This is a genomic window from Tsukamurella sp. DT100 (genome assembly GCF_049844855.1).
GTDB lineage: Bacteria > Actinomycetota > Actinomycetes > Mycobacteriales > Mycobacteriaceae > Tsukamurella.
This window is the reverse complement of record NZ_JBNCLV010000001.1, coordinates 559,297-583,176: the sequence shown is the minus strand read 5'-3', so window position 1 is coordinate 583,176 and position 23,880 is coordinate 559,297. Positions and strand designations below refer to the sequence as shown.

The 23,880-nt window shown below is 70.5% G+C and carries 23 protein-coding genes; 10 read left to right on the top strand and 13 right to left on the bottom strand.

Annotation, left to right across the window (positions count from 1 at the left end; translation table 11 throughout):
• Nucleotides 1-7: 7 nt before the first annotated feature.
• From ACLQ3K_RS02875 to betT, 3 genes are read right to left on the bottom strand one after another with little or no spacing between them, the layout of a single operon-like run.
• The gene (locus ACLQ3K_RS02875; protein WP_425996837.1) at nucleotides 8-1,594 is read right to left on the bottom strand and encodes a GMC family oxidoreductase; all 1,587 of its coding nucleotides are present in this window, start codon (nucleotides 1,592-1,594) and stop codon (nucleotides 8-10) included.
• Nucleotides 1,595-3,109 carry an aldehyde dehydrogenase family protein gene (locus tag ACLQ3K_RS02870; protein WP_425996835.1) on the bottom strand — a complete coding sequence of 505 codons (1,515 nt, stop codon included), beginning with the start codon at nucleotides 3,107-3,109 and terminating at the stop codon, nucleotides 1,595-1,597.
• The gene (gene betT / locus ACLQ3K_RS02865; protein WP_425996833.1) at nucleotides 3,106-5,265 is read right to left on the bottom strand and encodes a choline BCCT transporter BetT; all 2,160 of its coding nucleotides are present in this window, start codon (nucleotides 5,263-5,265) and stop codon (nucleotides 3,106-3,108) included. The genes ACLQ3K_RS02870 and betT overlap by 4 nt, the downstream gene beginning before the upstream one ends.
• A 66-nt stretch (nucleotides 5,266-5,331) precedes the next feature.
• Here betT and ACLQ3K_RS02860 point away from each other — a divergent pair, with 66 nt between their 5' ends.
• The 3 genes from ACLQ3K_RS02860 to ACLQ3K_RS02850 are packed head-to-tail and all read left to right on the top strand — an operon-like array spanning nucleotide 5,332 to nucleotide 8,829.
• Nucleotides 5,332-5,973 (top strand): GNAT family N-acetyltransferase, encoded by a 642-nt coding sequence (locus tag ACLQ3K_RS02860; RefSeq protein WP_336671526.1) that lies wholly within the window; start codon nucleotides 5,332-5,334, stop codon nucleotides 5,971-5,973.
• Nucleotides 5,974-6,021: 48 nt separating this feature from the next.
• Entirely contained in the window at nucleotides 6,022-7,890 is a 1,869-nt protein-coding gene (lepA, locus tag ACLQ3K_RS02855) for a translation elongation factor 4 (RefSeq protein WP_224646439.1), read from the top strand.
• A gap of 9 nt (nucleotides 7,891-7,899) precedes the next feature.
• The gene (locus ACLQ3K_RS02850) at nucleotides 7,900-8,829 is read left to right on the top strand and encodes a cation diffusion facilitator family transporter (RefSeq protein ID WP_425996830.1); all 930 of its coding nucleotides are present in this window, start codon (nucleotides 7,900-7,902) and stop codon (nucleotides 8,827-8,829) included.
• A 7-nt stretch (nucleotides 8,830-8,836) separates the two neighbouring features.
• On the opposite strand, the gene ACLQ3K_RS02845 is transcribed toward ACLQ3K_RS02850, so the two are convergent.
• The 4 genes from ACLQ3K_RS02845 to ACLQ3K_RS02830 are packed head-to-tail and all read right to left on the bottom strand — an operon-like array spanning nucleotide 8,837 to nucleotide 12,395.
• Nucleotides 8,837-9,259, bottom strand: a complete 423-nt coding sequence (locus ACLQ3K_RS02845; RefSeq protein ID WP_425996828.1) for an SRPBCC family protein — start codon at nucleotides 9,257-9,259, stop codon at nucleotides 8,837-8,839.
• 21 nt (nucleotides 9,260-9,280) lie between these two features.
• Nucleotides 9,281-10,294 (bottom strand): aldo/keto reductase, encoded by a 1,014-nt coding sequence (locus ACLQ3K_RS02840; protein WP_425996826.1) that lies wholly within the window; start codon nucleotides 10,292-10,294, stop codon nucleotides 9,281-9,283.
• Between the two features lie 47 nt (nucleotides 10,295-10,341).
• Complete coding sequence (locus ACLQ3K_RS02835) at nucleotides 10,342-11,166, bottom strand: aldo/keto reductase (protein WP_336671522.1); 825 nt, start codon at nucleotides 11,164-11,166, stop codon at nucleotides 10,342-10,344.
• 38 nt (nucleotides 11,167-11,204) lie between these two features.
• Entirely contained in the window at nucleotides 11,205-12,395 is a 1,191-nt protein-coding gene (locus tag ACLQ3K_RS02830; RefSeq protein WP_224646448.1) for an MFS transporter, read from the bottom strand.
• Between the two features lie 148 nt (nucleotides 12,396-12,543).
• Between ACLQ3K_RS02830 and ACLQ3K_RS02825 the strand changes: the two genes are divergently transcribed.
• A complete protein-coding gene (locus tag ACLQ3K_RS02825; RefSeq protein WP_425996824.1) occupies nucleotides 12,544-13,020 on the top strand; it encodes a MarR family winged helix-turn-helix transcriptional regulator in 477 nt (158 codons plus the stop codon).
• Between the two features lie 151 nt (nucleotides 13,021-13,171).
• Nucleotides 13,172-13,573 carry a hypothetical protein gene (locus tag ACLQ3K_RS02820; protein WP_224646450.1) on the top strand — a complete coding sequence of 134 codons (402 nt, stop codon included), beginning with the start codon at nucleotides 13,172-13,174 and terminating at the stop codon, nucleotides 13,571-13,573.
• 16 nt (nucleotides 13,574-13,589) lie between these two features.
• Here ACLQ3K_RS02820 and ACLQ3K_RS02815 read toward each other — a convergent pair whose 3' ends face one another.
• On the bottom strand, nucleotides 13,590-14,699 hold the full coding sequence (locus ACLQ3K_RS02815) for a winged helix DNA-binding domain-containing protein (protein ID WP_224646451.1): 1,110 nt from the start codon (nucleotides 14,697-14,699) through the stop codon (nucleotides 13,590-13,592).
• Between the two features lie 35 nt (nucleotides 14,700-14,734).
• On the opposite strand from ACLQ3K_RS02815, the gene ACLQ3K_RS02810 reads away from it, so the two are divergent.
• Nucleotides 14,735-15,703 carry an NAD(P)H-dependent flavin oxidoreductase gene (locus ACLQ3K_RS02810; protein ID WP_425996821.1) on the top strand — a complete coding sequence of 323 codons (969 nt, stop codon included), beginning with the start codon at nucleotides 14,735-14,737 and terminating at the stop codon, nucleotides 15,701-15,703.
• Nucleotides 15,704-15,720: 17 nt separating this feature from the next.
• Here ACLQ3K_RS02810 and ACLQ3K_RS02805 read toward each other — a convergent pair whose 3' ends face one another.
• Nucleotides 15,721-16,104, bottom strand: a complete 384-nt coding sequence (locus tag ACLQ3K_RS02805) for a hypothetical protein (RefSeq protein WP_224646453.1) — start codon at nucleotides 16,102-16,104, stop codon at nucleotides 15,721-15,723.
• A gap of 208 nt (nucleotides 16,105-16,312) precedes the next feature.
• Here ACLQ3K_RS02805 and ACLQ3K_RS02800 point away from each other — a divergent pair, with 208 nt between their 5' ends.
• On the top strand, nucleotides 16,313-16,966 hold the full coding sequence (locus tag ACLQ3K_RS02800) for a pentapeptide repeat-containing protein (RefSeq protein WP_224646454.1): 654 nt from the start codon (nucleotides 16,313-16,315) through the stop codon (nucleotides 16,964-16,966).
• Here the strand turns inward: ACLQ3K_RS02800 and ACLQ3K_RS02795 are convergent.
• Both ACLQ3K_RS02795 and ACLQ3K_RS02790 read right to left on the bottom strand, forming a co-directional pair.
• On the bottom strand, nucleotides 16,956-17,339 hold the full coding sequence (locus ACLQ3K_RS02795; protein WP_425996818.1) for a hypothetical protein: 384 nt from the start codon (nucleotides 17,337-17,339) through the stop codon (nucleotides 16,956-16,958). The two genes, ACLQ3K_RS02800 and ACLQ3K_RS02795, sit on opposite strands and share 11 nt — an antisense overlap.
• Nucleotides 17,336-17,716: a hypothetical protein gene (locus ACLQ3K_RS02790; RefSeq protein WP_425996816.1), complete on the bottom strand. Its 381-nt coding sequence runs from the start codon at nucleotides 17,714-17,716 to the stop codon at nucleotides 17,336-17,338. The genes ACLQ3K_RS02795 and ACLQ3K_RS02790 overlap by 4 nt, the downstream gene beginning before the upstream one ends.
• Before the next feature lie 118 nt (nucleotides 17,717-17,834).
• Between ACLQ3K_RS02790 and ACLQ3K_RS02785 the strand changes: the two genes are divergently transcribed.
• The gene (locus ACLQ3K_RS02785; RefSeq protein WP_425996814.1) at nucleotides 17,835-19,871 is read left to right on the top strand and encodes a M3 family metallopeptidase; all 2,037 of its coding nucleotides are present in this window, start codon (nucleotides 17,835-17,837) and stop codon (nucleotides 19,869-19,871) included.
• Between the two features lie 140 nt (nucleotides 19,872-20,011).
• Nucleotides 20,012-21,991, top strand: a complete 1,980-nt coding sequence (locus ACLQ3K_RS02780; protein WP_425996812.1) for a DUF222 domain-containing protein — start codon at nucleotides 20,012-20,014, stop codon at nucleotides 21,989-21,991.
• Here ACLQ3K_RS02780 and ACLQ3K_RS02775 read toward each other — a convergent pair.
• Nucleotides 21,985-22,629: a winged helix-turn-helix transcriptional regulator gene (locus ACLQ3K_RS02775; RefSeq protein ID WP_425996810.1), complete on the bottom strand. Its 645-nt coding sequence runs from the start codon at nucleotides 22,627-22,629 to the stop codon at nucleotides 21,985-21,987. The genes ACLQ3K_RS02780 and ACLQ3K_RS02775 overlap by 7 nt on opposite strands.
• A 53-nt stretch (nucleotides 22,630-22,682) precedes the next feature.
• On the opposite strand from ACLQ3K_RS02775, the gene ACLQ3K_RS02770 reads away from it, so the two are divergent.
• Nucleotides 22,683-23,102, top strand: coding sequence for a DUF1761 domain-containing protein (locus ACLQ3K_RS02770; RefSeq protein ID WP_425996808.1), 420 nt, complete (start codon nucleotides 22,683-22,685; stop codon nucleotides 23,100-23,102).
• Nucleotides 23,103-23,116: 14 nt separating this feature from the next.
• Here ACLQ3K_RS02770 and ACLQ3K_RS02765 read toward each other — a convergent pair whose 3' ends face one another.
• Entirely contained in the window at nucleotides 23,117-23,875 is a 759-nt protein-coding gene (locus ACLQ3K_RS02765; RefSeq protein ID WP_425996806.1) for a phosphotransferase family protein, read from the bottom strand.
• Nucleotides 23,876-23,880 lie beyond the last annotated feature (5 nt).

Genomic DNA, 23,880 nt, shown 5'->3' with positions numbered 1-23,880 from the left:
AGACGGTTCAGCGGCTCGCGGCCACCAGCTCCGCGCAGCGTTCGCCAACCAGCATCACGGTGATGTTGGGATTGACGGTGGTGTGCTCGGGGAACACCGACGCGTCCGCCACCCGCAGGCCCGCGGTGCCCTTGACCCGCAGCTCGGGGTCCAGGGGAGACATCGGGTCGTCGACCGCGCCCATCCGCACCGATCCGGCGGGGTGATACACGGTGTTATGCGTGCGCCGGATGTAGTCGGCGAGCTCGGCGTCGGTCTGCGCGCCCGGTCCGGGGTACAGTTCCCGCTCGATCCAGTCCTTGAGCGGCCCCGCCTCGGCGATCTCCCGCGCCTTCCGGATGCCCGCGATCATCACCTTCATGTCGTGTCCCTCGGGGTCGGTGAAGTACCGCGGGTCCACCTTGGGCTTGTCCCGGAAGTCCCGCGACCGCAACCGGACGGTGCCGCGCGAGCGCGCGTGCGTGACGTTCGGCGTGAGGCAGAAGGTGTTCTCCGCCGTGGGGTAGCCCTGGCGCAGCGTGTGCATGTCGAAGGGCACGCTGCCGTAGTGCATCATCAGGTCGGGCCGGTCGAGGCCGTACTCCGTGGGAGTGAAGATTCCGATCTCCCACCACTGCGTCGACTCGCGCACCATGGGCCGTGAGGTCTCGAAGCCGATCACGCCCTCCGGGTGGTCCTGCAGGTGCGCGCCGACGCCGGGGGAGTCGACGAGCACGTCGACGCCGGTCTCGCGCAGGTGATCCGCGGGGCCGATCCCCGAGAGCATGAGCAGCTTCGGCGAATCGATGGCGCCCGCGCTGACGATCACCTCGCGGCGCGCTCCCACCCGGGTCGTCCGCCCGAAGGCGTTGTCGGTGATGTCCACCGCCACGGCGCGCGGCACCTCACCGCTCGTGTCGAAGACCACCTTCTTCGCCCACGCGCCGGTGCGGATCGTGAGGTTCTCCCGGTCCAGCACGGGGTGCAGGTAACTCACCGACGAGGACGACCGCGTCCCGTCGGCCCGGCGGTTGATCTGGAAGAAGCCGGCGCCGTTGGTCACCGTCGTCCCGGTGTTGAACTCGGCCCGCGGGATGCCCACCTCCTCGCAGGAATCCAGCAGGGCGACGCCGCACGGGTCCTTCGGCGGCACGGACATGATGTGCACGGGCCCGGACCGGCCGTGGTGCTCGCCGGGGGCGTCGTTGGTCTCGATCTTCGGGTACAAGCGGTACACCGAATCGGCGCCCCACCCGGCGGCGCCGTGGTCGCGCTCCCAGGAGTCCAGGTCCTCGCGCGGCGCCCAGAAGGCGATGCAGCTGTTGTGGGAACTGCAGCCGCCCAGCACCTTCGCGCGGGCGTGCCGCATGAAGGAGTTCCCGTTCTCCTGCGGCTCGATGGGGTAGTCCCAGTCGTAGCCGGACTCCAGCAGCTCCATCCACCGGTCCAGTTGCAGGATCGCCTCGTCGCCCACGTCCGACGGTCCCGCCTCCAGCAGGCAGACCGTCACCGTCGGGTCCTCGGACAGGCGTGCGGCGACGGCGGCCCCGGCAGATCCGGCGCCCACCAACACGTAGTCGAAGACGTCCTCGTCCCGTGCGTCCTCAGAGCTCACTTACGCGTCCTTCCGCTCGGCGAACCATCCGGTCACGGACGGCCGCAGGTTCTCGTACACGTGCTTGGCCTCGAGGTACTCGCCGAGGCCGGTGGGCCCGAGCTCGCGCCCGATGCCCGAGGCGCCGAAGCCGCCCCACTCGGCTTGAGGGAGGTAGGGGCCGAAGTCGTTGATCCAGACGGTGCCGTGCCGCAGGCGGCGCGCGACGCGCTTGGCCCGGCCGCCGTCGGCGGACCAGACGGCGCCGGCGAGGCCGTACTCGGTGTCGTTGGCGATGGCCACGGCCTCGTCCTCGGTCGTGAAGGTCTCGACGGTGACGGTGGGCCCGAAGGCCTCGTCGTGCACGCAGGCCATCGACGGGTCGCACTGGTCCAGCACCGTCGGGAGGTAGAAGAAGCCCCCGTCCAGGGAGCCCGAGCCCTGGTCGCCCGTGGCGAAGGCGCCGCCCGTGCGGACCACCGCCCCGTCCTCGCGGGCCTTCTCGACGTAGGCGTGCACCTTGTCGCGGTGCGCGGCGGAGATCAGCGGCCCGGTCTCCGTGCCCTCGGCGTAGGGCAGGCCCTGCCGGATGCCCTCGGCGCGGCGGACGAGCTCGTCGACGAAGGCGTCGTGCACGGACTCCTCGACCACTAGGCGCGCGCCCGCGGAGCACACCTGGCCCGAGTGCAGGAAGGCGGCGTTGAGCGCGTTGTCGACCGCGGCCGCAAGGCCTTCCGGCGTGGCGCAGGCGTCGGCGAAGATCACGTTGGGGTTCTTGCCGCCCAGCTCGAGCGCCACCTTCTTCACGGTCCCGGAGGCGTTCGCGGCGATGAGGCGGCCCGTCACGAGGCCGCCCGTGAACGAGACGAGGTCGACGTCGGGATGCGTGGACAACGGCGCGCCGGCCTGCGCTCCGGCGCCGAGGACGAGGTTGGCCACGCCGTCGGGCAGGCCCACCTCCTGCAGCACCTTCATCAGCAGGATCGAGGTGTGCGGGGTGAGCTCGGAGGGCTTGAGCACGAACGTGTCCCCGGCCGCCAGCGCCGGCGCGACCTTCCACGCGGCCTGCAACAGCGGGTAGTTCCAGGGGGTGATCATCGCGCACACGCCGACCGGCTCGTAGACGATCTGCGAGGCGACGTCGGCGGAGCCGGCGTCCACGATCCGCCCGCTGTCCTGGCCGGCGAGCTTGCCGAAATAGCGGAAGCAGGCGGCGATGTCGGCCATGTCGAGCTCGGACTCGTACAGCCGCTTGCCGGTGTCGGCGGTCTCGGCGCGCGCGAACTCGTCGCGGCGGCGGTCGATCGCGTCGGCGACGCGCAGCAGCAGATCGCCGCGCTCCGCGGCGGAGGTGAGCGGCCAGGGGCCGGTGTCGAAGGCCCGACGCGCCGCGGCGATCGCGGCCTCGGTGTCGGCGGCGGTCGCCTCGTCGACGACGCCGGCCTCGGAGCCGTCGGCGGGGCAGACGATCGTGCGGGTGCCGCCGCCCTCGCTGTGGCGCCAGGCGCCGTCGATGAACAGGGTGGGTTCGGTCATGCGGGTGTCCCTTCGGGTTCCGTGGACGCGTCGGCGTCGGGATCGGTGCGGGTGACGGCGGATTCGTCGTGGCCGTCGTGATGGTCGCCTGCGGCGCGCCGCAGGTGCAGGTAGCCGAGGTGTCGCTCGTACTGGTCGAGGATGTCGCCGATGATCTGCTCACGGGTGTAGCCGCCCAGCGTGTACCCCTGCGAGCCCTCGGCGAGATAGACCTCGCAGCGGAAGTAGCGGTCGTCGGAGCGCTGCGCGAGGATCGCGTAGCTCGGCGCCGGCGCCGAGACCGGCCACACGCAGTACTCGAAGTGCGGCTCGCCGGCCAGGTCGACCTTGAGCGTGGGGGAGGGGAGCGATTCACTGCGGCCGGACTCGTCGATCGTGGCGGAGACGCCCTCGGCGGCGAATTCGGCTGCCACGTCGCGCATCGCGGGCGCCACCGAGTTCTCGAGGAATCGCAGCGTCGCGGCGCGGCCCGGGTACTGGACCGTCGCGAGGAGCCGGCGACGCCAGCTGCCCGGCTCGCCGCCGCTGCGCCCGGCCGCGAGCGACTTCGGCAGCGCGGTGCGGTAGCTGTCGTGTTTGTAGGACTCGGTGTGCAGCGCCCGCAGCAGCGCGATGCCCACCAGGGCGAGCACGAAGGAGAAGGGCAGGCCCATGATGATGGTCGCCTTCTGCAACGTCACGATCGATCCCTCGTTGCCGGCGAACAGCATCGCTAGCGTGAGCAGGCCGATCGCGAAGGACCAGAAGATGCGGGTGCTCCGCGCGCAGTCCGCCATCGGGTCGTCGAGCTTGCTGGTGAAGTTGCCCATCACCAGGGAGCCGGAGTCGGCGCTGGTGACGTAGAACAGCAGCCCGGTGATGGTGGCGATCGCCAGGAGCAGTGGTGCGCCGGGGTACTTCTCGAGCAGCGAGTAGAAGCCCACCTCGGGCGTCGACGCGGTGGCCTCCGCGAAGCCCTTGTCGCCGCGGGCCACATCGAGGGCGCTGTTCCCGAACACCGAGATCCACACCAGGATGAAGCTGAACGGGACCACCAGCACGCCGAACACGAACTGGCGCAGGGTGCGGCCGCGCGAGATCCGCGCGAGGAACAGGCCCACGAACGGCGCCCACGCCACCCACCACGCCCAGAAGAACAGCGTCCACGCGTCGAGCCAGCCCGACGGGTCGTTGCCCGGGACCTCGGGGTTCACCTGGCCCCACGCGAAGGTGTCCATCGTGCGATCGAGGAAGGTCGAGACGTAGTCGCCGGTGTTCTGCACCAGGGCGTTGAGCAGGAAGTCGGACTTCCCGGCGACGAGGATGTACACCAGCATCAGGATCGCGAGGATCACGTTGAGCTCGCTGAGCCGGCGGATGCCCTTGTCGACGCCGGACGTCGCCGAGATCGTCGCGACGATGACCGACAGCACGATGAGCCCGATCTGCGCGGCCTTGCCCTGCGGTATGCCGAACAGCGTGTTGAGCCCGTAGTTGAGCTGCACGATGCCGATGCCGAGCGAGGTCGCGATGCCGAAGATGGTGCCGAGCACGGCGGCCACGTCGACCGCGTCGCCGAGCCGGCCGTGCACGCGCTTGCCGAGGATCGGGTACAGCGCCGCGCGGATCGTCAGCGGCAGGTTGTGCCGGAAGGCGAAGTAGGCCAGCGCCCCGCCCATGAGGGCGTACATCGCCCAGCCGGTGAGGCCGTAGTGGAAGACGGTCCAGGTCACCGCCTCGCGTGCGGCGTGGTTCGTCTCCCCGGTGCCGACCGGGGGATTCATGTAGTGGCTCACCGGTTCGGCGACGGAGAAGAACATCAGGTCGATGCCGATGCCCGCCGCGAAGAGCATCGACGTCCAGGTGAAGAGGCTGTACTCGGGGCGCGATTCCTCGGGACCGAGGCGGTACGTCCCGTAGCGGCTCAGGCCGATGAAGACGACCACGCCGACGATGGCCGTCGCGAGGAGGAAGTACCACCAGCCGAACCAGGTGGTGATGAAGTCGACCACGCCGCTGATCACGCTCTCCGCGGTCTCGGGAGAGGCGAGTGCCCACAGGGCGAGGGCGAGGACCGAGCCCGCGGCGGCGAAGAAGACTCGGTGGTTCAAGGAGCTCGTCGGTGTCGGTGTGTTCTCTACTGGTTTCGATGTTCGTGAGGATTCAGAATCACTCATATCGTTCGACGTTACCGTGGTGGGCGTGAAACCGGACGAGGTCGGTCATTACCCGGACGCGCCGCGGTGACGGTGATCCGCGCCTATCGCGCCGCCGACGCGGCCGCCCTGCGTGCTCTGTTCGTGCGCGCCGGCGCGGGCTCGCCGTCGGGGGAACTGTGGCGGCACCCGGCGTCGGAGAGGGCCGTCTACCTGGACCCCTACATCGAGCACTGCCCGGAATCGCTGTTCGTCGCCGAGCGCGACGGGGCGCTCGTCGGCTATCTCACGGGCTGCCCTCCGGGGTCGTCCCTGCCCTCGGAAGACGACCGGCTGGTCGCCGCGCTCCGTAGCCCGGCCGTGCTGCTGCGTCCGGCGACGGCGCGATTCCTCGGGCGCGCCGCGCTGGACCTCGCGACGGTGTGCCGCCGCGAACCGTCGGCCTCGGGAGAGCTGAAGGACGAGCGCTGGCCCGCCCACCTGCACATCGACGTCGCGCCGGAGGCGCGGGGGACCGGCGCGGCGTACGGACTCATGGAGGCGTGGACCGAGGCCCTGAACGGCGCCGGCTGCCACCTGCAGACGCTCGTAGAGAACGTCCGTGCGGTGCGGTTCTTCGAGCGCTGCGGGTTCGTCCCGCACGGCCCCAGCCCGACGGTGCCGGGCGTGCGGTACCGCGGCGCCCGGGTCCACCAGCTCACCATGGTGCGGCCTTGTCCGGCGGCATGAGAAACTGACAGGTGACGTGTGCCGGGAACCCGGCCAGCCGCCCGAGGAGTGAGACCGATTCCCAGCTTCGCCGATACCACCTTCACGGATCCCGCCCGGATCCGTAACTTCTGCATCATCGCGCACATCGACCACGGCAAGTCGACCCTGGCCGACCGGATGCTGCAGCTCACGGGTGTGGTCGAGGAGCGCGCCATGCGGGCGCAGTACCTCGACCGGATGGACATCGAGCGCGAGCGCGGCATCACTATCAAGGCGCAGAACGTGCGGTTGCCGTGGACGGTCAAGGGAGAGGACGGCTCCGACGAGGAGTACGTCCTGCACATGATCGACACGCCGGGCCACGTGGACTTCACCTACGAGGTCTCCCGCGCCCTGGAGGCCTGCGAGGGAGCGATCCTCCTGGTCGACGCCGCGCAGGGCATCGAGGCGCAGACGCTGGCGAACCTGTACCTGGCGATGGACAAGGACCTGGAGATCATCCCGGTCCTCAACAAGATCGACCTCCCCGCCGCCGATCCCGATCGCTACGCCGAGGAGATCGCGCACATCACCGGCTGCGAGCCGGAGGACGTGCTGCGGGTCTCGGGCAAGACCGGCGTCGGCGTCGACGCCCTGCTCGACCGCGTGATCGAGAAGGTCCCGCCGCCCGTCGGCGACGCCGACGCGCCCGCCCGCGCGATGATCTTCGACTCCGTCTACGACACCTACCGCGGCGTCGTCACCTACATCCGCGTGGTCGACGGGAAGATCGTCCCGCGCGAGAAGATCCAGATGATGTCGACCGGCGCCACCCACGAACTGCTCGAGGTCGGCATCGTCTCGCCCGAGCCGAAGCCCTCGAAGGGCCTGGGCGTGGGCGAGGTGGGCTACCTCATCACCGGCGTGAAGGACGTGCGCCAGTCGAAGGTCGGCGACACCGTGACCACCGCGCGCAAGGGCGCCGAGGAGCCGCTGACGGGCTACGAGGAGCCCCGGCCGATGGTCTACTCGGGCCTCTACCCGGTGGACGGATCGGACTACCCGGCGCTGCGTGAGGCGCTGGACAAGCTGCAGCTCAACGACGCCGCGCTGACCTACGAGCCGGAGACCTCCGTGGCGCTCGGCTTCGGCTTCCGCTGCGGCTTCCTCGGGCTGCTGCACATGGAGATCACCCGCGAGCGGCTGCAGCGCGAGTTCGGCCTCGACCTGATCTCCACGGCGCCCAACGTCGTTTACCGCGTGGTCGGCGAGGACGGCAAGGAGCTGATCGTCACCAACCCGTCGGACTGGCCCGACGGCAAGCTGCGCGAGACCTACGAGCCGATCACCAAGACCACGATCATCGCGCCGAGCGAGTTCGTCGGCACGATCATGGAGCTGTGCCAGTCGCGGCGCGGCGAGCTCGGCGGCATGGACTACCTGTCGGAGAGCCGCGTCGAGCTGCGCTACACGCTGCCGATGGCGGAGATCATCTTCGACTTCTTCGACTCGCTGAAGTCGCGGACCCGCGGCTACGCCTCGCTGGACTACGAGGAGGCCGGCGAGCAGCAGTCCGATCTGGTCAAGGTCGACATCCTGCTGCAGGGCGAGGCCGTCGACGCGTTCAGCGCGATCGTGCACCGCGACGGCGCCCAGGCCTACGGCAACAAGATGACCGTCAAGCTCAAGGAACTCATCCCGCGCCAGCAGTTCGAGGTGCCGGTGCAGGCCGCGATCGGCTCGAAGATCATCGCCCGCGAGAACATCCGCGCCATCCGCAAGGACGTGCTCGCCAAGTGCTACGGCGGCGACATCAGCCGTAAGCGCAAGCTGCTCGAGAAGCAGAAGGAGGGCAAGAAGCGCATGAAGACGATCGGTCGGGTCGACGTGCCGCAGGAGGCCTTCGTGGCAGCGCTGTCGTCCGACTCCTCGGCAGACAAGCCCAAGGGGAAGTAGGGGCCGGTCATGGGCGGTGGGCACGATCACGGGCCGAAGGCCCCGCTCCGCCCGGACCTGTCGAAGTACGCGCTGGTGGCGGTCGCCGCCGGCGTGCTCACCATCGGCCTGAAGGTCCTCGCCTGGCGGCTGACCGGCTCCGTCGGCCTGTTGTCGGACGCCGCCGAGTCCTCGGTGAACCTCGTGGCCGCGATCGCGGCCTACGTGGCGCTCAAGGTGGCCGCCCGGCCCGCCGACCGCGGCCACAACTTCGGGCACACCAAGGCCGAGTACTTCTCGGCGGTGCTCGAGGGCGTGATGATCGTGGTCGCGGCCGGGGTCATCATCGTCTCCGCGGTCAACCGCCTGTTCCACCCGCAGGAACTCGAGCAGGTGGGGACGGGCCTCGCGATCTCCGTCCTGGCCACGGCCATCAACGGAGCCGTCGGCCTGTACCTGCTCCGGGTGGGCCGGGCACATCGGTCCCTGGCGCTGCAGGCCGACGGCAAGCACCTCCTCACCGACGTCTGGACCACGGTCGGCGTGATCGCCGGCGTGCTCCTGGTGGCGCTCACCGGCTGGCTGCCGCTCGACCCGCTCATCGCCATCGCCGTCGCGGTGAACATCCTCGTCGTGGGCGTCCGCCTCGTGCTGGGCTCGGGCGCGGGCCTCATGGACGCGGCCATGCCCGACGAGGACCGGGCGCGCCTCGACGAGGTGCTCGACCGGCACCGCGCCGACGGCATCGAGTTCCACGACGTCAGGACCCGGGAATCCGGGCACGAGCGGTTCGCGCAGATGCACATGCTGGTCCCCGGGGAGTGGACCGTGGAGCGCGCGCACGACCTGTCGGAACAGGTGGAGCAGGAACTGGCGGAGCAGTTCGCGGACCTGCGCACCACGATCCACGTCGAGCCGATCGGCGATCCCCGGGCCTACGAGGACTGGCGCCTGAACTGACCCGGAGTCAGCGCCGGTCGATGGTGCCGCTCAATGCTTCCAGCCCGTCGCGGTAGATGCCCGCGAACAGGGTCTCGAGCTCGGCCTCGGTCCCCGTGCCGGGGAAGAACCTGCCCGACCACTGGACTTCGGCCTCGTCGGGACGGCTCGGGATCGAATGCACCCGAATCGTGGACTCGTAGGCGCTCACCGGGAAGGGCGAGTCGACGATCGTGTAGCTGTAGGACCGCCGGGCGGCGTCGAAGGAGGTCAATTCCTCGGTGACGGCGCCGCCGTCAGCGGTCGTGAGCCGTCGTACCCGGCCACCGCGCTCGAGTGTGCTCGCGGTGATGAACGGGAGCCAGTCCGGGAGGGAGCCGAATCCGCCGATGAGGTTCCAGACGACGTCGGGTGCGGCGGAGACGGTGCGGCTCAGGGAGATCGATGCCATGATGTGTTCCTTTCGAGGAGATCAGTGTCCGCCGGGGAGCGGTGCCGCGGCGTCCACGAGTCCCGAGGCTCGGAGGTCCGCCCAGAAGGCGTCGGGAACCGTCGTCGCGAGCGCGGCGACGTCCTCGGCGATCCGCGAGGGGCGGCTCGCCCCGGGGATGACGGCGGCAGAGACCGGATGCGCGAGGGAGAATTGGAGTGCGGCGGCCTTGATCGGGATGCCGTGGCGGTCGGTCAGCGCGCGGAGGCGGGTGACGCGCTCGAGGACGTGGTCGGGTGCCTGCTGGTACTCGAAGGTGGTGCCGCCCGCGAGGACTCCGGAGCTGTACGCGCCTCCGACCACCATGCTCACGCCCTGTTCCTCCGCCAGTGGCAGCAGGCGGGGGAGCGCGGCGCGGTGGTCGAGCAGCGTGTACCGGCCTGCGAGGAGGAACGCGTCGGGGCGCGGCTCGTCCAGCGCCAGGGTGAGCTCGATCGGCTCGACCTTGTTGACGCCCAGGCCCCACGTGGTGATGACGCCCTGCTCCCGCAGGTCCTGCAGGACGCGGAACGCCCCGGTGCGCGCGATCTCGAAGTGGTGCAGCCAGTCGTCGCCGTGGAAGTCCTGCGCGATGTCGTGCACCCAGACGGCGTCGATCCGGTCCACGCCCATGCGGGTGAGGCTGTCCTCGATCGATCGCTTGGTGGCGTCGGCGCTGTAGTCGTCGACCATCCGGTTCGGGAGGCCGTGCTCGAAGAGGCCGCCCTTCTCGCCCAGGTCGCGCGCGGAGGTGTCCTCGACGTCGTCGAGGATCACCCGCCCCACCTTCGTGGAGAGGACGTAGTCGTCCCGGTCGTGCTGCGAGAGCATCTCGCCGAGGCGGATCTCGGCGAGCCCCGCCCCGTAGAAGGGAGCGGTGTCGTAGTAACGGACGCCCTGGTTCCAGGCCGAATCGAGGGTGGTGCGGGCCTCCTCGTCGGGGATGGCGCGGAACATGTTGCCCATCGGGGCGGTGCCGAAGCCGAGCGGGCTCCGGAGAAGATCGTGGAAGCTCATGATGCCTTTCGGGTGTTCGAGTGTTCGGGTGTCGGAAGGTGGGGGATTCAGCCGTTGAAGGCGGCCGGGTGCGGGCCGGTGCGGCCGTCGGCCTCCAGCGCGTCGATGGCGGCGATCTCGGTGTCGTCGAGCGTGAAGCCGAACAGGTCGAGGTTCGCCGCGATGCGGCTGGGCGTCACCGACTTCGGGATGACGACGGTGCCGTGCTGCAGGTGCCAGCGCAGTACCACCTGCGCCGGCGTGACGCCGTGGCGCGCCGCGGCGGCGGTGACCGCGGGCGAGTCCAGGGCCGCGCCCTGGGCGAGCGGGCTCCAGGCCTCGGTCGCGATGCCGAGGCGGCGGTTCGCGGCCGTCGTCGCGCGGTTCTGCAGGGCCGGGTGCAGTTCGATCTGGTTGACGGCGGGCAGGATCCCGCCGAGCCCGGCGATCCGTTCGAGGTGCTCGGGCAGGAAGTTGGAGACCCCGATGGACCGGGTGCCCGCGCCGCGGAGCTCCTGCAGCTCGCGCCAGGTGTCGAGGTACGCGTCGGTGGCCGGCGCCGGCCAGTGGATGAGGTACAGGTCGACCTGGTCGAGCCCGAGCCGCTCGAGGCTCGCCTCGAGTGCGGGGCGCGCCCGGTCCGCGCCGAGGTCCGCGACCCACAGCTTGGTGGTGATGAAGAGCTCCTCGCGGGGGATCGCCGCGGCGGCGAGGGCGCGACCCACGCCGGCCTCGTTGCCGTAGATCATGGCGGTGTCGATGCTGCGGTAGCCGGCCTCGAGGGCCGCCTCGACGGCGCGCTGGGCCTCGTCGTCCGGTACCTGGAAGACGCCGAAGCCGACGTGGGGCATGAGGACGCCGTCGTTGAGCGTGACGGTCGGGATGGTGGTCATGGGGGTTCTCCTCGGTGTGTGAAGGGGGTGAACGTGAGTCACGCGGCGACGGGGACCGGCGCGGGTGCCGGGGCGGGGGCGTGCTCGCCGCCGGCGACGCGGGTGGCGACGACGTAGGCGAGGAGGCCCGCGAGGGTGATGCCGGCGCCCACCCAGAGCGGCGAGACGTAGCCGAGGCCGGCCGCGAGGGTGAGCCCGCCCGCCCAGGCGCCGAAGGCGTTGCCCAGGTTGAACGCGGCGATGTTGGCGCCGGAGGCGAGCGTGGGGGCGTCGGCGGCGTAGTTCATGATGCGCATCTGCAGGCCCGGCACCGTCGCGAAACCGAAGGCGCCCATCAGGACCAGGGCGACGACCGTCGCGACCTGGGACGTGGCGGTGAGGGCGAAGACGCCGAGCACGACGGTCAGGGCGGCGAGCAGGACGATGAGCGTCAGCGGCAGGTTCCGGTCGGCGGCACGACCACCGAGCAGGTTGCCGACGAACAGACCGACACCGAACAGGACGAGCAGCCACGGCACGGAGGACGACGCGAAGCCGCCGACCTCGGTCAGAGTGAAGGCGATGTAGGTGAAGGCGCCGAACATGCCGCCGTAGCCGAGCACGGTGACAAGCATCGACAGCCACACCTGGCGGCTGCGGAAGATCCGGAACTCGGCGAAGGGATTGGCGCCGGTCGTCGCAGCCGGGGTCGTGCGCACCAGCGCGGCGATGCCGGCGAGGGCGACGACGCCGATGGCGGTGATGGCCCAGAACGTCGAGCGCCAGCCCGCGGCCTGGCCGAGGAAGGTGCCGAGCGGGACGCCGAGGACGTTCGACACGGTGAGGCCCGCGAACATGATGGAAATGGCTGCGGCGCGCTTGTTCTCGGGAACGAGATCGGCGGCGACGACGGCGCCGATGCCGAAGAAGGCGCCGTGGCACAGCGCGGCGACGATGCGCCCGGCGAGCATGAACTCGTAGCTGTCGGCGAGGGCGGACATCATGTTGCCGACGATGAACAGGACCAGGAGGCCGAGGAGGGCGTGCTTGCGGTTGACCCGCCCGAGCGCCGCGGTGAGGATGATGCCGCCGATGGCTACGGACAGCGCGTATCCGGAGATGAGGTAGCCGGCGACGGTCTCGGTGACCCCGAAGTCGGCGGCGACCTCGGGGAGGAGGCCCATGATGACGAACTCGGTGAGTCCGATGCCGAAGCCGCCGAGGGCGAGCGCGAGGAGCGCGAGAGGCATGAGTGTTCCTTCGATGAGTGGAATCTATGAGCGCGTCTGCAATCACCGGCGTCTGCAGTAGTTGCACGCACAACGACTAGATAGTTGCACACGCGGGTAATCCTCGCAAGGTGCTATGCTCGTCGTCACGAAGAAAGGGGTGCCGACCATGGGTATCGCCGACGATGCGGTGGAGATCCGCGCGCAGGGCTGGCGCACGCTCGTGGCCCTGCACGCGCTCATCGAGAACGAACTGGAGCGGTCGCTGCAGTCGGGTCACGACCTCTCCGTGGTCGAGTACACCGTGCTCGATGCTCTGAGCCGCCAGGACGGCTGGCACATGCGCATGCGTCAACTCGCTCGTGCCGCGGCGTTGTCCAGTAGTGCGACGACGCGCCTCGTCACGCGCCTCGAGGATCGGGGGCTGCTCACTCGGATCCTGTGCGCCGACGATCGTCGCGGGATCTATACCGAGCTCACTCCGGCCGGCTGGGAGCTGCTCACGGCGGCGCGTCCGACGCACGAGCGGGTGCTGCGGGACGCCCTCGCCGAGGCTGCGGAGCAGCCCGAGCTGAGGCTCCTCGTCGACGCGGTTCACGTGAAGGCTCCTGAGGCGGCGCCCGCCTCCTGGCCGGCTCTGCGGTGAATCACGGGAAACTCCAGCAACTTCCGTCTCTCCAGTTGTCCGATATGTTGGTTTTCCCTACCTTTCGCGCGACAATGTGACCGGCGTCACACTGGCGCCGGGCCGCGTCGGCGGCCAGTCGTCGTTCGACGGAGGATTGGGGAGATCAACCATGAAGATGAGGACAACCGGAGTGCTCGGGCTCGCTGTCGCGGGCGTCGCATCGATGCTCTCGGTCGGTACGGCCGCCGCGGATCCCGCGCCGCCGTACGTGGATCTGCAGGCGTTCGGCTACGTCAGTTGCGGCGGTCCGCTGCCGGACAGGGCCGAGCCGAACTCGCTGACCGACCACGGCTGGGTCACCAACCACGGGCCGGGAACGGCCTACGACGTGCGGGTGTGGTTCAACGGCGGTGTCAGCAAGTCCGTCGGCATGTTGGCGCCGGGGCAGTCGCTCCAGATCGAGCAGGTCGTGCCGAGCTGGGGATGCCCGTTCCGCGCGATCCCCGTCAAGGCGTCGACGAGCACCTACGACATCAACAGCGGCAACAACTGGTGGGCGGCGCGCAACTGAGGGCGTGCCGGCTCACTCAGGCGAGCGTCGCCTCGAGGCCGAGGAACCGCCCGTAGTCGCGGACGGGGCCCGCGAGGCGGCGCTTCGCCGTGGCGGTGATCTTGGTGAAGGGCTCGACGGTCACGGTCACCGTCTTCGCGGTGGCCTTCTTGGACCACACGCCCACGATCTCGCCGTCGATCACGACCATCGGCTTGAAGACGCCGTTGCGCCCCGGCACGATCCGGCTGAGGTACGCCTCGTCGAGCTGGGCTGCGCGCGAACCGTATCCGATGATGTACTCGTCGAAGCCGGGGAGGAGCAGGGGGCGCGCGAGTGCTTCGTCGACCTCTGCGTCCGTCAGGTCGACGGTGCCGGGCGCGACCAGGTACCGCGTGCCCGCGAGCGTCACCTGTTCGACGGCGCCGTCCGCGGCCGCGATGCCCTCGTCGACGGCGCCCATCGGGAGATAGGCCCACTTCCCGATGTCCTGCCGGGTCACGGGGCCACGGCCGGCGACGAACCGGGAGACCGCCTCGCCGAGAGCATGTTCCGGATCCCGGCGCTCCGTCACCCAGTCGTCGGCCAGGGCGAAGACGTCGACCTTCGGCGCGGGATCGGCGAAGACGATCGCCATGAGCTCGGTGAGGTCCCTCAGGATGTGGCCGGTCTGCGAGTTGTCCAGCGGCAGGCCCGCATCCGCGCACGCGGCGACCAGCTCGGGCCGGGTGCGGGAGGCGCCGTCGGCGAGCTCCGCCCGGATGATCCGCTCGGCGTCCGCCATCATCGTCTCCGTGATCCCCAATTGGGGGCGGCGCTTCGCGGCCTCCGCGCGCGAGCGGACCGTGAGCGCGGCGCTGAGCCAGTGCAGGTCCTCCGGCGCGGTGATCTGCAGGGTGCCGCGCGCGGGACGGTTCCGGGTGATCCGCCCCGCGGCGAGGTCGCCCAGCACCGTCGCGTCGTCGGGGTGCTCGGACGCGCGCAGCGAGAGCGCGAACCGCGCCGCGGCACCGTCCTGCGCCTGAATCGCGAGCATGCCGCGCGCCGCGTCCGGGGCGGTGCGCCAGTCCCGCACGCCGGGCACGAGCCCCTGGGCGCGGAGGCGGAGCGCACGGATGCGGCGGATCTCGGGATCGACGGCGGCCATGGGCGGAATCCTGCCACGGGCGTAACCTCGTCGGTGTGTGGAACACCTGGCTGACGCGCACTCTGGACATCGACCTGCCGATCCTCGGCGCCCCGATGGGTGGCCGCGCCGGGGGTGAGCTCGCGGGACAGGTGACGGCCGCCGGCGGGCTGGGCATGATCGGCGCCGCCCGATACGCCACGCCCGAGTGGATCGATGAGCAGTTGCGGGTCATCCGGGCCGTCGCCGGCGCGGATGCGCCGCTCGCCTTCGGCCTGCAGACCTGGTCGCTCGCCGAGAGCCCGGAACTGCTCGACTCGGTGCTCGCCGCGCGGCCGAAGCTGGTGTCGTTGTCGTTCGGCGATCCCGCCCCGTTCGTGCAGCGGGTCAAGGACGCCGGGGCCGTGGTGATCTCGCAGATCAACTCCATCGAGGACCTGCACGAGGTCGAGGCCGCAGGGGTGGACGCCGTGGTCGCGCAGGGCGGCGAGGCGGGCGGACACACGGGACGGATCGCGACGCTGCCGCTCCTGCAGGAGGTGCTGCGTGCGACCGAGCTGCCCGTGCTCGCGGCGGGCGGCATCGGTACCGGCGCCGGTCTCGCGGCGGTTCTCGCCGCCGGTGCGCAGGGCGCGCTGATCGGCACCGCCCTGCTCGCGTCGCCGGAGACCGTCGGGCCCGACTACGCGATCCCGGCGCTGCTCAAGGCGCGGAGCGCCGACACCGTCTACACCGACGTCTTCGACAAGGCGCGCCACCAGCCCTGGCCCACACGATGGTTCGGGCGCGCGCTCACCAATGACTTCACCGACCGCTGGCACGACGGCGACGGTGCCGAGGCGTCTTCCGGCACGGAGGAGGCGGTGAGCGCCGCCTATGACGGTGGCCTGCCCGAGGTCGGCGTCGTCTATGCGGGGCAGGCCGCGGGGCTCGTCGATGAGGTCCGCCCCGCCCGCGAGGTGGTCACCTCCATCGCCGCCGACGCCGAGGCCCGGCTGCGGGCGGCCGCCGGCCTGCTCGGCTGACTTCGGCCCTCGGCCGGTCAGAAGGCCGTCCCGAGCACCAGTGCGAGACCGGCGACGATCGCCATCGACACGGCCGCCCGTTTCGCCCACGCCAGGAATCCCGGGCCCGCGCCTCGGTGCGCGCAGACCGAGGCGCCGATGAGGCAGATCAGGCAGGCCGCCGGAACGCCGAACCCGAGCAGGATCGCGGCGCCCTCTATGGTGAGCGGATCGCCGGACGGGTTCGCGTACAGGCTGGAGAGCATCAGCACGTAGCCGGCCGCCCACACGAAGGGCATCTCGATCAGGATCACGGCCAGCCAGGCGACGATGATCGCCGCCGTGCTGTGCGAGCCGTCCGGTCCGGACACGCCCTGCTCGGCGCGAGGCTGTTCGTCCTGACGGGGTGCGAGGTGCGCCATTGACCCAGTGTCGCCCCGTGCCGCGTCGATGGCATCGGTGGAACTACTCAGATCCGACGGCGTCCGCCGGTGCGCACGTCGCGCGGATCCCGTTCCGGACGTGGGATCCGGGCCCGGTGTCGGTGGTGGCGGGTAGTTTCGTCTGCGTGAACGTCGACGCCGCCATCGCAGCCAGGACCGCTTCGCCCGCCGGAAGGGTGATCGGCTGATGGCGGGCCTCGTCGCACCGAAGATCTCGCCGCTGCGGCTCGGCGACCTCGTGGACGGGAACAGCGATGAGCTGATGCCGGGCGACACGGAGGACCGTCGCCGTTTCGCCGGACCCACCGTGAAGGGACGCGATCTCAGCGGAATCACCTTCAGCGAGTGCGAGCTGGCGGGCTGGGAGGTCCGGGACGCGGTCTTCACCGAATCGGCGTTCCTCGAGACGCGGATCACCGCGCTGTTCGCCACGGGTTTCCGGGCGTCGCGCTCGACCTTCCGTCAGGTCGAGGTCGATGATGCCCGGATCGGCGCCGTGGAGCTCATGGACTCCAAGCTGCGTTCCGTGGTCTTCACCGACGTCCGGCTAGGCTTCGTGAACCTGCGCGGCGCCGGGCTCACCGACGTGATCTTCCGGGGCTGCATGCTCGACGGCATCGACGCCGGCGACGCGACCCTGAACCGGGTGTCCTTCGAGGACTGCACCGCCGGCGAGATCGACGTGACGCGGGCGAAGCTGCAGCACGTCGACCTGCGCGGCCTGCAGGTCGAGCGGATCCGCGGGCTCGAGGGCATCGCGGGCGCCACCATGTCGCACCTGCAGGCGGTCGGCCTGGCGGAGGTCTTCGCCGCCCATCTGGGCATCACCATCACGGACTGACGACCTCCCGGACGGGCGAGGCGAGCGCCACCCCGATGATGATGCTCACGACCACGACGGCGAATCCGAGGAACGGCCACAGGAGTGTGCTGCGGCGCCGGGCGAGCGCCGCGCCGTACCCGACACTCGCGGTGGCAGCACCGAGCGCCGAACCGATCCACAACGTGATCATCGCCGCCACGGCATGCCCCTCGGAACTGCAGTCCTCGTAGGCGCAGGGGTCGGACGCCATGGCGAATCCCAGCGGCAGGAACAACGCTGTGAGCGCGGTGAACGCCAGGAAGGCGACGAGCAGGAGTCCACCGGAGACCGCGTCGACGAGGCGGGCCCGGGAGTTCGGGGCGGCGGGGGCGGCGCGTTCCGGCGCGGTCATAGCGCGAACGCCGCATTCGCCATGCCGGCGGTGACGACGGTGCAGAGCACCACGAGGCCGATGCCGACGAGCGGCCAGTAGAACCAGTACCGCCCACGGCGGGCCTGCACGACGCTGCCGACGAAGATCGCTGCTATGCCTCCCCACTGCAAGTAGATCGCCCGCCCGGCCGCCTCCGCCGCGGCGCACGGGGCGTCGACCGGGCAGCCGTCGGCCGCCATCGCGTAGAACCCGGCGAACATCGCCGCGATGTACGCGATGCCCAGCAGAAGGATCCACAGCACGGCGCCTGCGGCGACGTCCGCCGCCGCGGACCGCTGCGTCCGCGGAGCGGGCTCAGTCGTGATCAGGGTGGGGAGGGCAATCGGATCGCTCATGGGAATGAGCATCGCGCGATGCCGCCCGCACGGAATCCGTGGAACTACTCAGGTCCCGTCCGTGATCTCCCTGATTCTCTCCGCGAGGGGACCCGGGCGGGGGCGGTAGGTTCGAGGGGTGACCGTCGATGCCGTTCTCGCCCCCAGCACCCTGCCCTTCGCCCTGCCGGACTTCGCCGCGTTCGCGGACGCGGATTACGAGGCCGCGTTCGCCGAGGGCTTCGCCCGGCACCGTCGGGACATCGCGGCGATCGCCGAGAATCCCGAGCCCGCCACGTTCGCGAACACCGTCGAGGCGATGGAGCGCGCGGGGCAGGACCTGGGTCGCGTCGCCGCGGTGTTCTTCTCGCTGACGTCCACCGACCGCACCGACGCGCTGGAGGCGGCACAGGCAGCGATCTCCCCACGGTGGTCGGCGCACTTCGACGCGATCCTCATGGACGCCGCGCTGTTCGCCCGCATCGCCGAGCTCCACACTCGGCGAGCGGCTCTCGGCCTCGACGCCGAGCAGCAGCGCCTCCTGGAGCGCTACCACCTGCGATTCACCCGCGCCGGCGCAGGACTGGACGCCGCGGCGCAGGACCGCCTGAAGGAGATCAACACCGAGCTCGCCGAGCTCACGACCGAGTTCTCCCGCCGCACCCTCGCCGAGACCAATGCGTCCGCGGTGCCCTTCGCGACGGAGGCCGAGCTCGACGGGCTGGAGGCCGACACCGTCGCCGCCGCCCGAACCGCGGCCGAGGATGCGGGGCGCGGGGGATACCTTCTGGCGCTGGGCTACCCGCTGAACCAGCCCAACGTCGCCCGGCTGACGAACCGCGAGTCGAGGCGGAAGGTCTACGAGGCGTCGTCCGGGCGGAACACGCGTGGCGGCGAGAATGACACCCGCGAGCTGATCGCCCGCGTCGCCGGCCTGCGCGCCGAGCGGGCCGCGCTGTTCGGCTACCCGCATCACGCGGCCTACCAGATCGCCGACCAGACGGCAGGCACCGCGGAGGCCGCCCTCGGGATGCTGCGGGACCTCGCAGTCCCGGCAGCGCGGAACGCCGCCGCCGAGCGCGCCGAGCTGGAGGAACTGGCCGGCCATCCGATCGAGGCCTGGGACTGGCCCTTCTACGCCCGCCTCGCCGAGCAACGTGCGCAGGCCGGGGACGGCCCCGACGACGGGCCCCGGCTCAGCGACTTCCTGGCGCTGGACGCGGTGATCGAGAAGGGCGCGTTCGAGGCCGCCTCCCGGATGTACGGGCTCGTCTTCACCGAGCGCACAGACCTCGCCCTGCACCATCCGGACGCGCGGGCGTGGCAGGTTTCGGGGCCCGACGGTGCGCCGCTCGGCCTGTTCATCGGGGACTACTTCGCGCGGCCGAGCAAGCGCGGCGGGGCGTGGATGACGAGTTTCGTCGACCAGTCCGGTCTGCTGGACGCGCAGCCCGTGATCATCAACGTGTGCAACTTCGTTCGCCCGCCCGCGGGTCGTCCCGCGCTGCTCAGCCGGGACGAGGTGACCACCGTCTTCCACGAGTTCGGGCATGCTCTGCACGGGCTGCTCTCGGACGTGACCTACCCGTACTTCTCGGGCACGAGCGTCCCGCGCGACTTCGTGGAGTTCCCGTCCCAGTTCAACGAGATGTTCGCCGCCTGGCCGACGATCCTCGACGGCTACGCCCGGCACCACGAGACGGGCGAGGCACTACCCGAAGGACTGCGACGCTCGGTCCTCGAGCCCAGCACTCGCGGTGAGGGTTTCGGCACCGTCGAGTACTTGGCGGCGGCGGTGATCGACCTGGCCTGGCACACGATCGAGCCGGGCACCGTCGTCGCCGACGTCGAGGCCTTCGAGGCGGCTGCCCTCGCCGACGCCGGGCTCGATGTGGCAGGCGTGCCGCCGCGCTACCGCGGGCCGTTCTTCAACCACATCTTCTCGGGCGGGTACAGCGCCGGGTACTACAGCTACATCTGGTCGGAGGTGCTCGACGCCGACGCCTCGGCCTGGTTCACCGCGCACGACGGCCCGACGCGGGAGAACGGCGAGAAGCTCCGAGCGGCTGTGCTATCCCGCGGCGGGAGTGTCGATGCGTCGCAGGCCTACCGTGACTTCAGGGGTGCCGACCCCGACATCGCTCCGCTCTTGGAGCGCCGCGGCCTGACTGCCTGACAGCTCGTCGAAACGCGGCTCGGCGCGGCCGCCTCCCGGCACCCGGCCAAGCGCTGACGCCGATCGTCGGCGGAGCGCCGCGTCGGAAGAAGTGTTCGAATCGTATGGCGCTATCGCAAATATGCGCGTAGGATGGCGCTATGGCGCTTCCGTCAGCATTGCGAGATCTACCTGGTGAAGTCATTCCCCAGGGACTCGGTCGTGCTGCCGATGAGCGCGGAGTCGTGCAGGTTTTGTTCGAACAACGGCGGTCCGAGAACATCGCCTTCTGCCGCACCATGGCGAGTGTGTACGCGCTGCACCGGGTGATGTACGCGGACGGCGAGGCGGAGTACCTGGCGCGACCGGGTGACTACGCGGAGGCGGTGCAAGCCCGGCGTCGGCTCTCCGCTGCGGCAGAGGCTGTGGAGGCGCAGGTCTCCACGTTGCTGCGCATCGGATCGGCTGCGGCGTCACACGCGATCGAGACCGCCGTGGGCTTCGTCGAGCGCATCCCGAAGGTGTTCGCGCTCATCGGTGAGGGCGTCATCGCGCCGAAGGCCGGCGAGGTCGCGCTGACCCGCTCGCGGGTGCTCACCGGCGACCAGGTGGTCGTCTTCGACCGCCTCCTCGCGGACCGCCTCACCGAGCAGTACGAAGTGCTCTCGCTCCCCGCGCTGCGTGAAGCGGCGGATCTTCTGGTGGAGCAGATCGATCCGGACGGTGTGGAGCGGCGTCGCCGGGCGGCCGAACAGGACCGCCGGGTGACGTTCCGTCCGGAGGAGGACGGGATGGCCGCGGCGTTCGCGTTGCTGCCGGCGCACGACGTGCAGGAGCTGTCGACGCGGGTCGACCACATTGCCGGGACCGTGTGTGCCGAGGACCCGCGCACGCAGCCCCAGCGGTACGCGGACGGGCTGATGCAATTGACGCGGGGCTATTCCACTCTCGGGTGTCAGTGTGAGGCAACGGAATGCCGGTACCGCGAGGCGCGGTTCCAGGGCGAGCCCGATGCCGACGGCGTGATCACCCGGTTCATCACGATGATCAACGTGGTGGTGAACGAGCGGGACCTCGCTGAGCCGGCGGGGGACGCGGAGCGGTTGGCGGAGCCCGAACCAGTGGGCGAAGCGCCACCGGCGCCCGCGGGGCTCGGCTATCTGGTGGGCCACGGGCCCATCACTGGCGCGCACGCACGCGATCTCGCCGCTCGCGACGACGCGAAGCTCCGACCGTTCGGGCAGCGGATCTCCGATGTCGAGGCTGACGACGCCACGCCGGAGGTGGCCGGAGCGGCGCGGTGTTCGCCGGGGGCGCAGGAAAAGATGTCGCGCGGATCGAGGGACTTCGTGTTCGCATGCGCGTTCGCCGAGATCATCGCCCATCTGGAGGGGCACTCCGGGCCGGGCGAAGGGGTCGGCGGCACAAGCCTCGACGACCCGGGCCCCGATGATTCAGGCCCTGATGATTCCGGTCCCGGCGATGGTGATCCGCCGCCCGGTGGCGGAGGTCTGCCCGGTGGCGGAGGTCTGCCCGGTGCACTGGTCACAGCGCGCGGTAGCGCCGGGTACCGGCCGTCGGCGGATCTGAGACGATACCTGCGGTTGGTGTTCCCGCGCTGCGTGTTTCCGTTCTGCAGCCGTCCGGCGTCGCGGGCGCAGATCGACCATCGCCGCGAGTACGACCACCGTGCGCCGGCATTGGGTGGTGGCACGACGGCGGAGCAGATCCAGCCGCTGTGCGTCGCCCGCCATCAGCTGAAGACCGCGGGCGAGTGGCTCGACGCGCGGTTGCCGGACGGACGGATCCTGTGGACCTCGCCGGAAGGCCGGCGCTACATCGTCGACCCCGCCGGCATCGTGCTCCAGCTCTTTCCGGACCTCGCTCGAGTCGAGTGGATCGTCCCCGAGGGTGCGCCTTCGCCGCCGGAGGCCGCGGCCGCGCCCGGCGGGCGCACCCGGCTGCAGCGCGAGCACGCGCGGCGGGAGAAGTTGCGCCGCCGCAACGTCGCGACGCTGGAGGCGGAGCGGGCCCGTGGAAACATCGCGCCGAGCGACGTCGAGGACGCGATCGCCGCCGCGCTCGGGGCGCCGCGGCCGCGGTTCCGCGCACCGTCGTTCGACGGCCCGCCGCCCTACTGACGTACCGAGAAGATCGACCGCAACGGCGCGCCATCACCCTCGAGATCGCCGTCGGCGATCGCCTCGTCCACGCTGACGGTCCCGGTGGACAGGCCGACGACGGTGTCGGGCGACGCGGTCAGGACCGTGCTCGGCCGCTCCGCCGGGACGAAGGCGGATGGCCCCGCCTCGTCGACGCGCACCACCATGAGGAAGCCCTCGACCTCGATTCCGGCCTCCACGGCATGGGAGGCGGTGCGACCGCGCAGCAGGGCGGGGACGGCGAGCGTGAGCCAGCGGGGTTGGAAGGCGTCGTCTCCACGGCCCGAGGCGAGCAGGGGGATGCCCCACCGCCCGAGTGCCTCCATCGGCTCGCGGAGCTCGGCGCCCCACGGCGTGAGTCGATAGACCACACCGGCACCGTCGAGGTGGCGTTCGACGATCCCGTTCGCTTCGAGGCTGCGCAGGCGATCCGCCAAGAGGTTCGTCGCGATCCCGGCGAGCGAGGTCTTCAGCTCGCCGTACCGCATCGCCCCGGGCAGCAGCTCGCGGACGATCAGGAGGGTCCATCGGTCGCCGATCACGTCCAGTGAGCGCGCGAGTGCGCAGAACTGACCGTACGAGCGGGCCGACACCGGAGGATTGACTTTTTCAACCATGCTTGATTGTATCAAGTCAATTCGCAGGATGGCGCGACCGAGGAGCGATTCGCATGGACATGACCATCAGCTGGCTCGCAGTACTCGCGGCGACCGTCGTCGGGTTCGTGATCGCCTTCGTCTGGTACAGCGACTGGGGTCTCGTGGGCGGAACGTGGCGCAAGCTGACCGGCGTCACGAAAGAGATCTCGGCCGGCGCGGGCAAGGGTCCGATGGTGATCTTCGTCGCCTCGCTGGTCTTGACGGCGATCGGCCTGGCGGCGGCGGACTCGCTCGCGGCCGGCTTCTTCGACTGCGATTCCCCGTGGCTCGGTGTCGCGGTCGGGGCAGCGGCGTGGGCGTGCTTCTCGTTGTCGACGCTGGCGCAGCACAACGGTTTCGAGATGAAGCCCACGCGACTGACCGTGATCAACTGCGCGTATCAGCTGGTCCTGTTCGTGGGCATGGGCCTGACCGTCGGGCTGCTCCGGTAGGCGCGCGGGGCGCGTCAGTCGGCCAGGCGTCGCAGGACGTCGAATTCGCACCCGGGTGCGGACGGGTCGTAGCCGTGCTCGATGAGCCAGCGTGAGACCAACAGGCAGCGCATGGACCACCATCCCCGCACGATGTCGCGATCGACCTCACCGCCGTAGCCGGTGAGCACGTCCTCCAGGCGATAGGGATGACCGAGAGTCATGGTCGCGAGGTCGTACGCGGGATCGCCCTGTGCGGCCTCGGACCAGTCGATGATGCCGGTCACGGCGCCGTCGGCGACGAAGACGTGCTCCACCTGGAGATCGCCGTGGATGAACGCCGGCTTCCAGGGGCGCAGAACGGATCGCGCGCTCTCGCGGTTCTGTGTGATGACCCGCTGGGGGAGCTCGCTGTGCTCGAGCAGCCACGCGCACTCGGCGTCGAGTTCTCGGCCGAGTCGCGCGGCCGACGGCCCGTGCCACGGTGGAAGCGGCGCATCGTGGAGGGCTCGGATCGCGGTTCCGGCGGCGATCCACGCCGACCTGGGAGCGGAATCCGGTCCGTCGAGCGAGCCGAGTGCCGTGCCGCGAACGGCTTTCACCGCAAGGACGGGTGGTTCGTGCCAGAGCACGTCCGGGGTGGGCACGGGCGCGAGCCGCATCGCGTCGATCTCTCGGCGCGCGTGCGTCGGATCGCCGTCGACTTTCAGGAAGGAGTCACCGACGCGCAGCGTCGCGCGCGAGCTGTGAGCGACGACCACGTCGACGGTGTCCACCTCGCGATCGTCGCGCACTCACC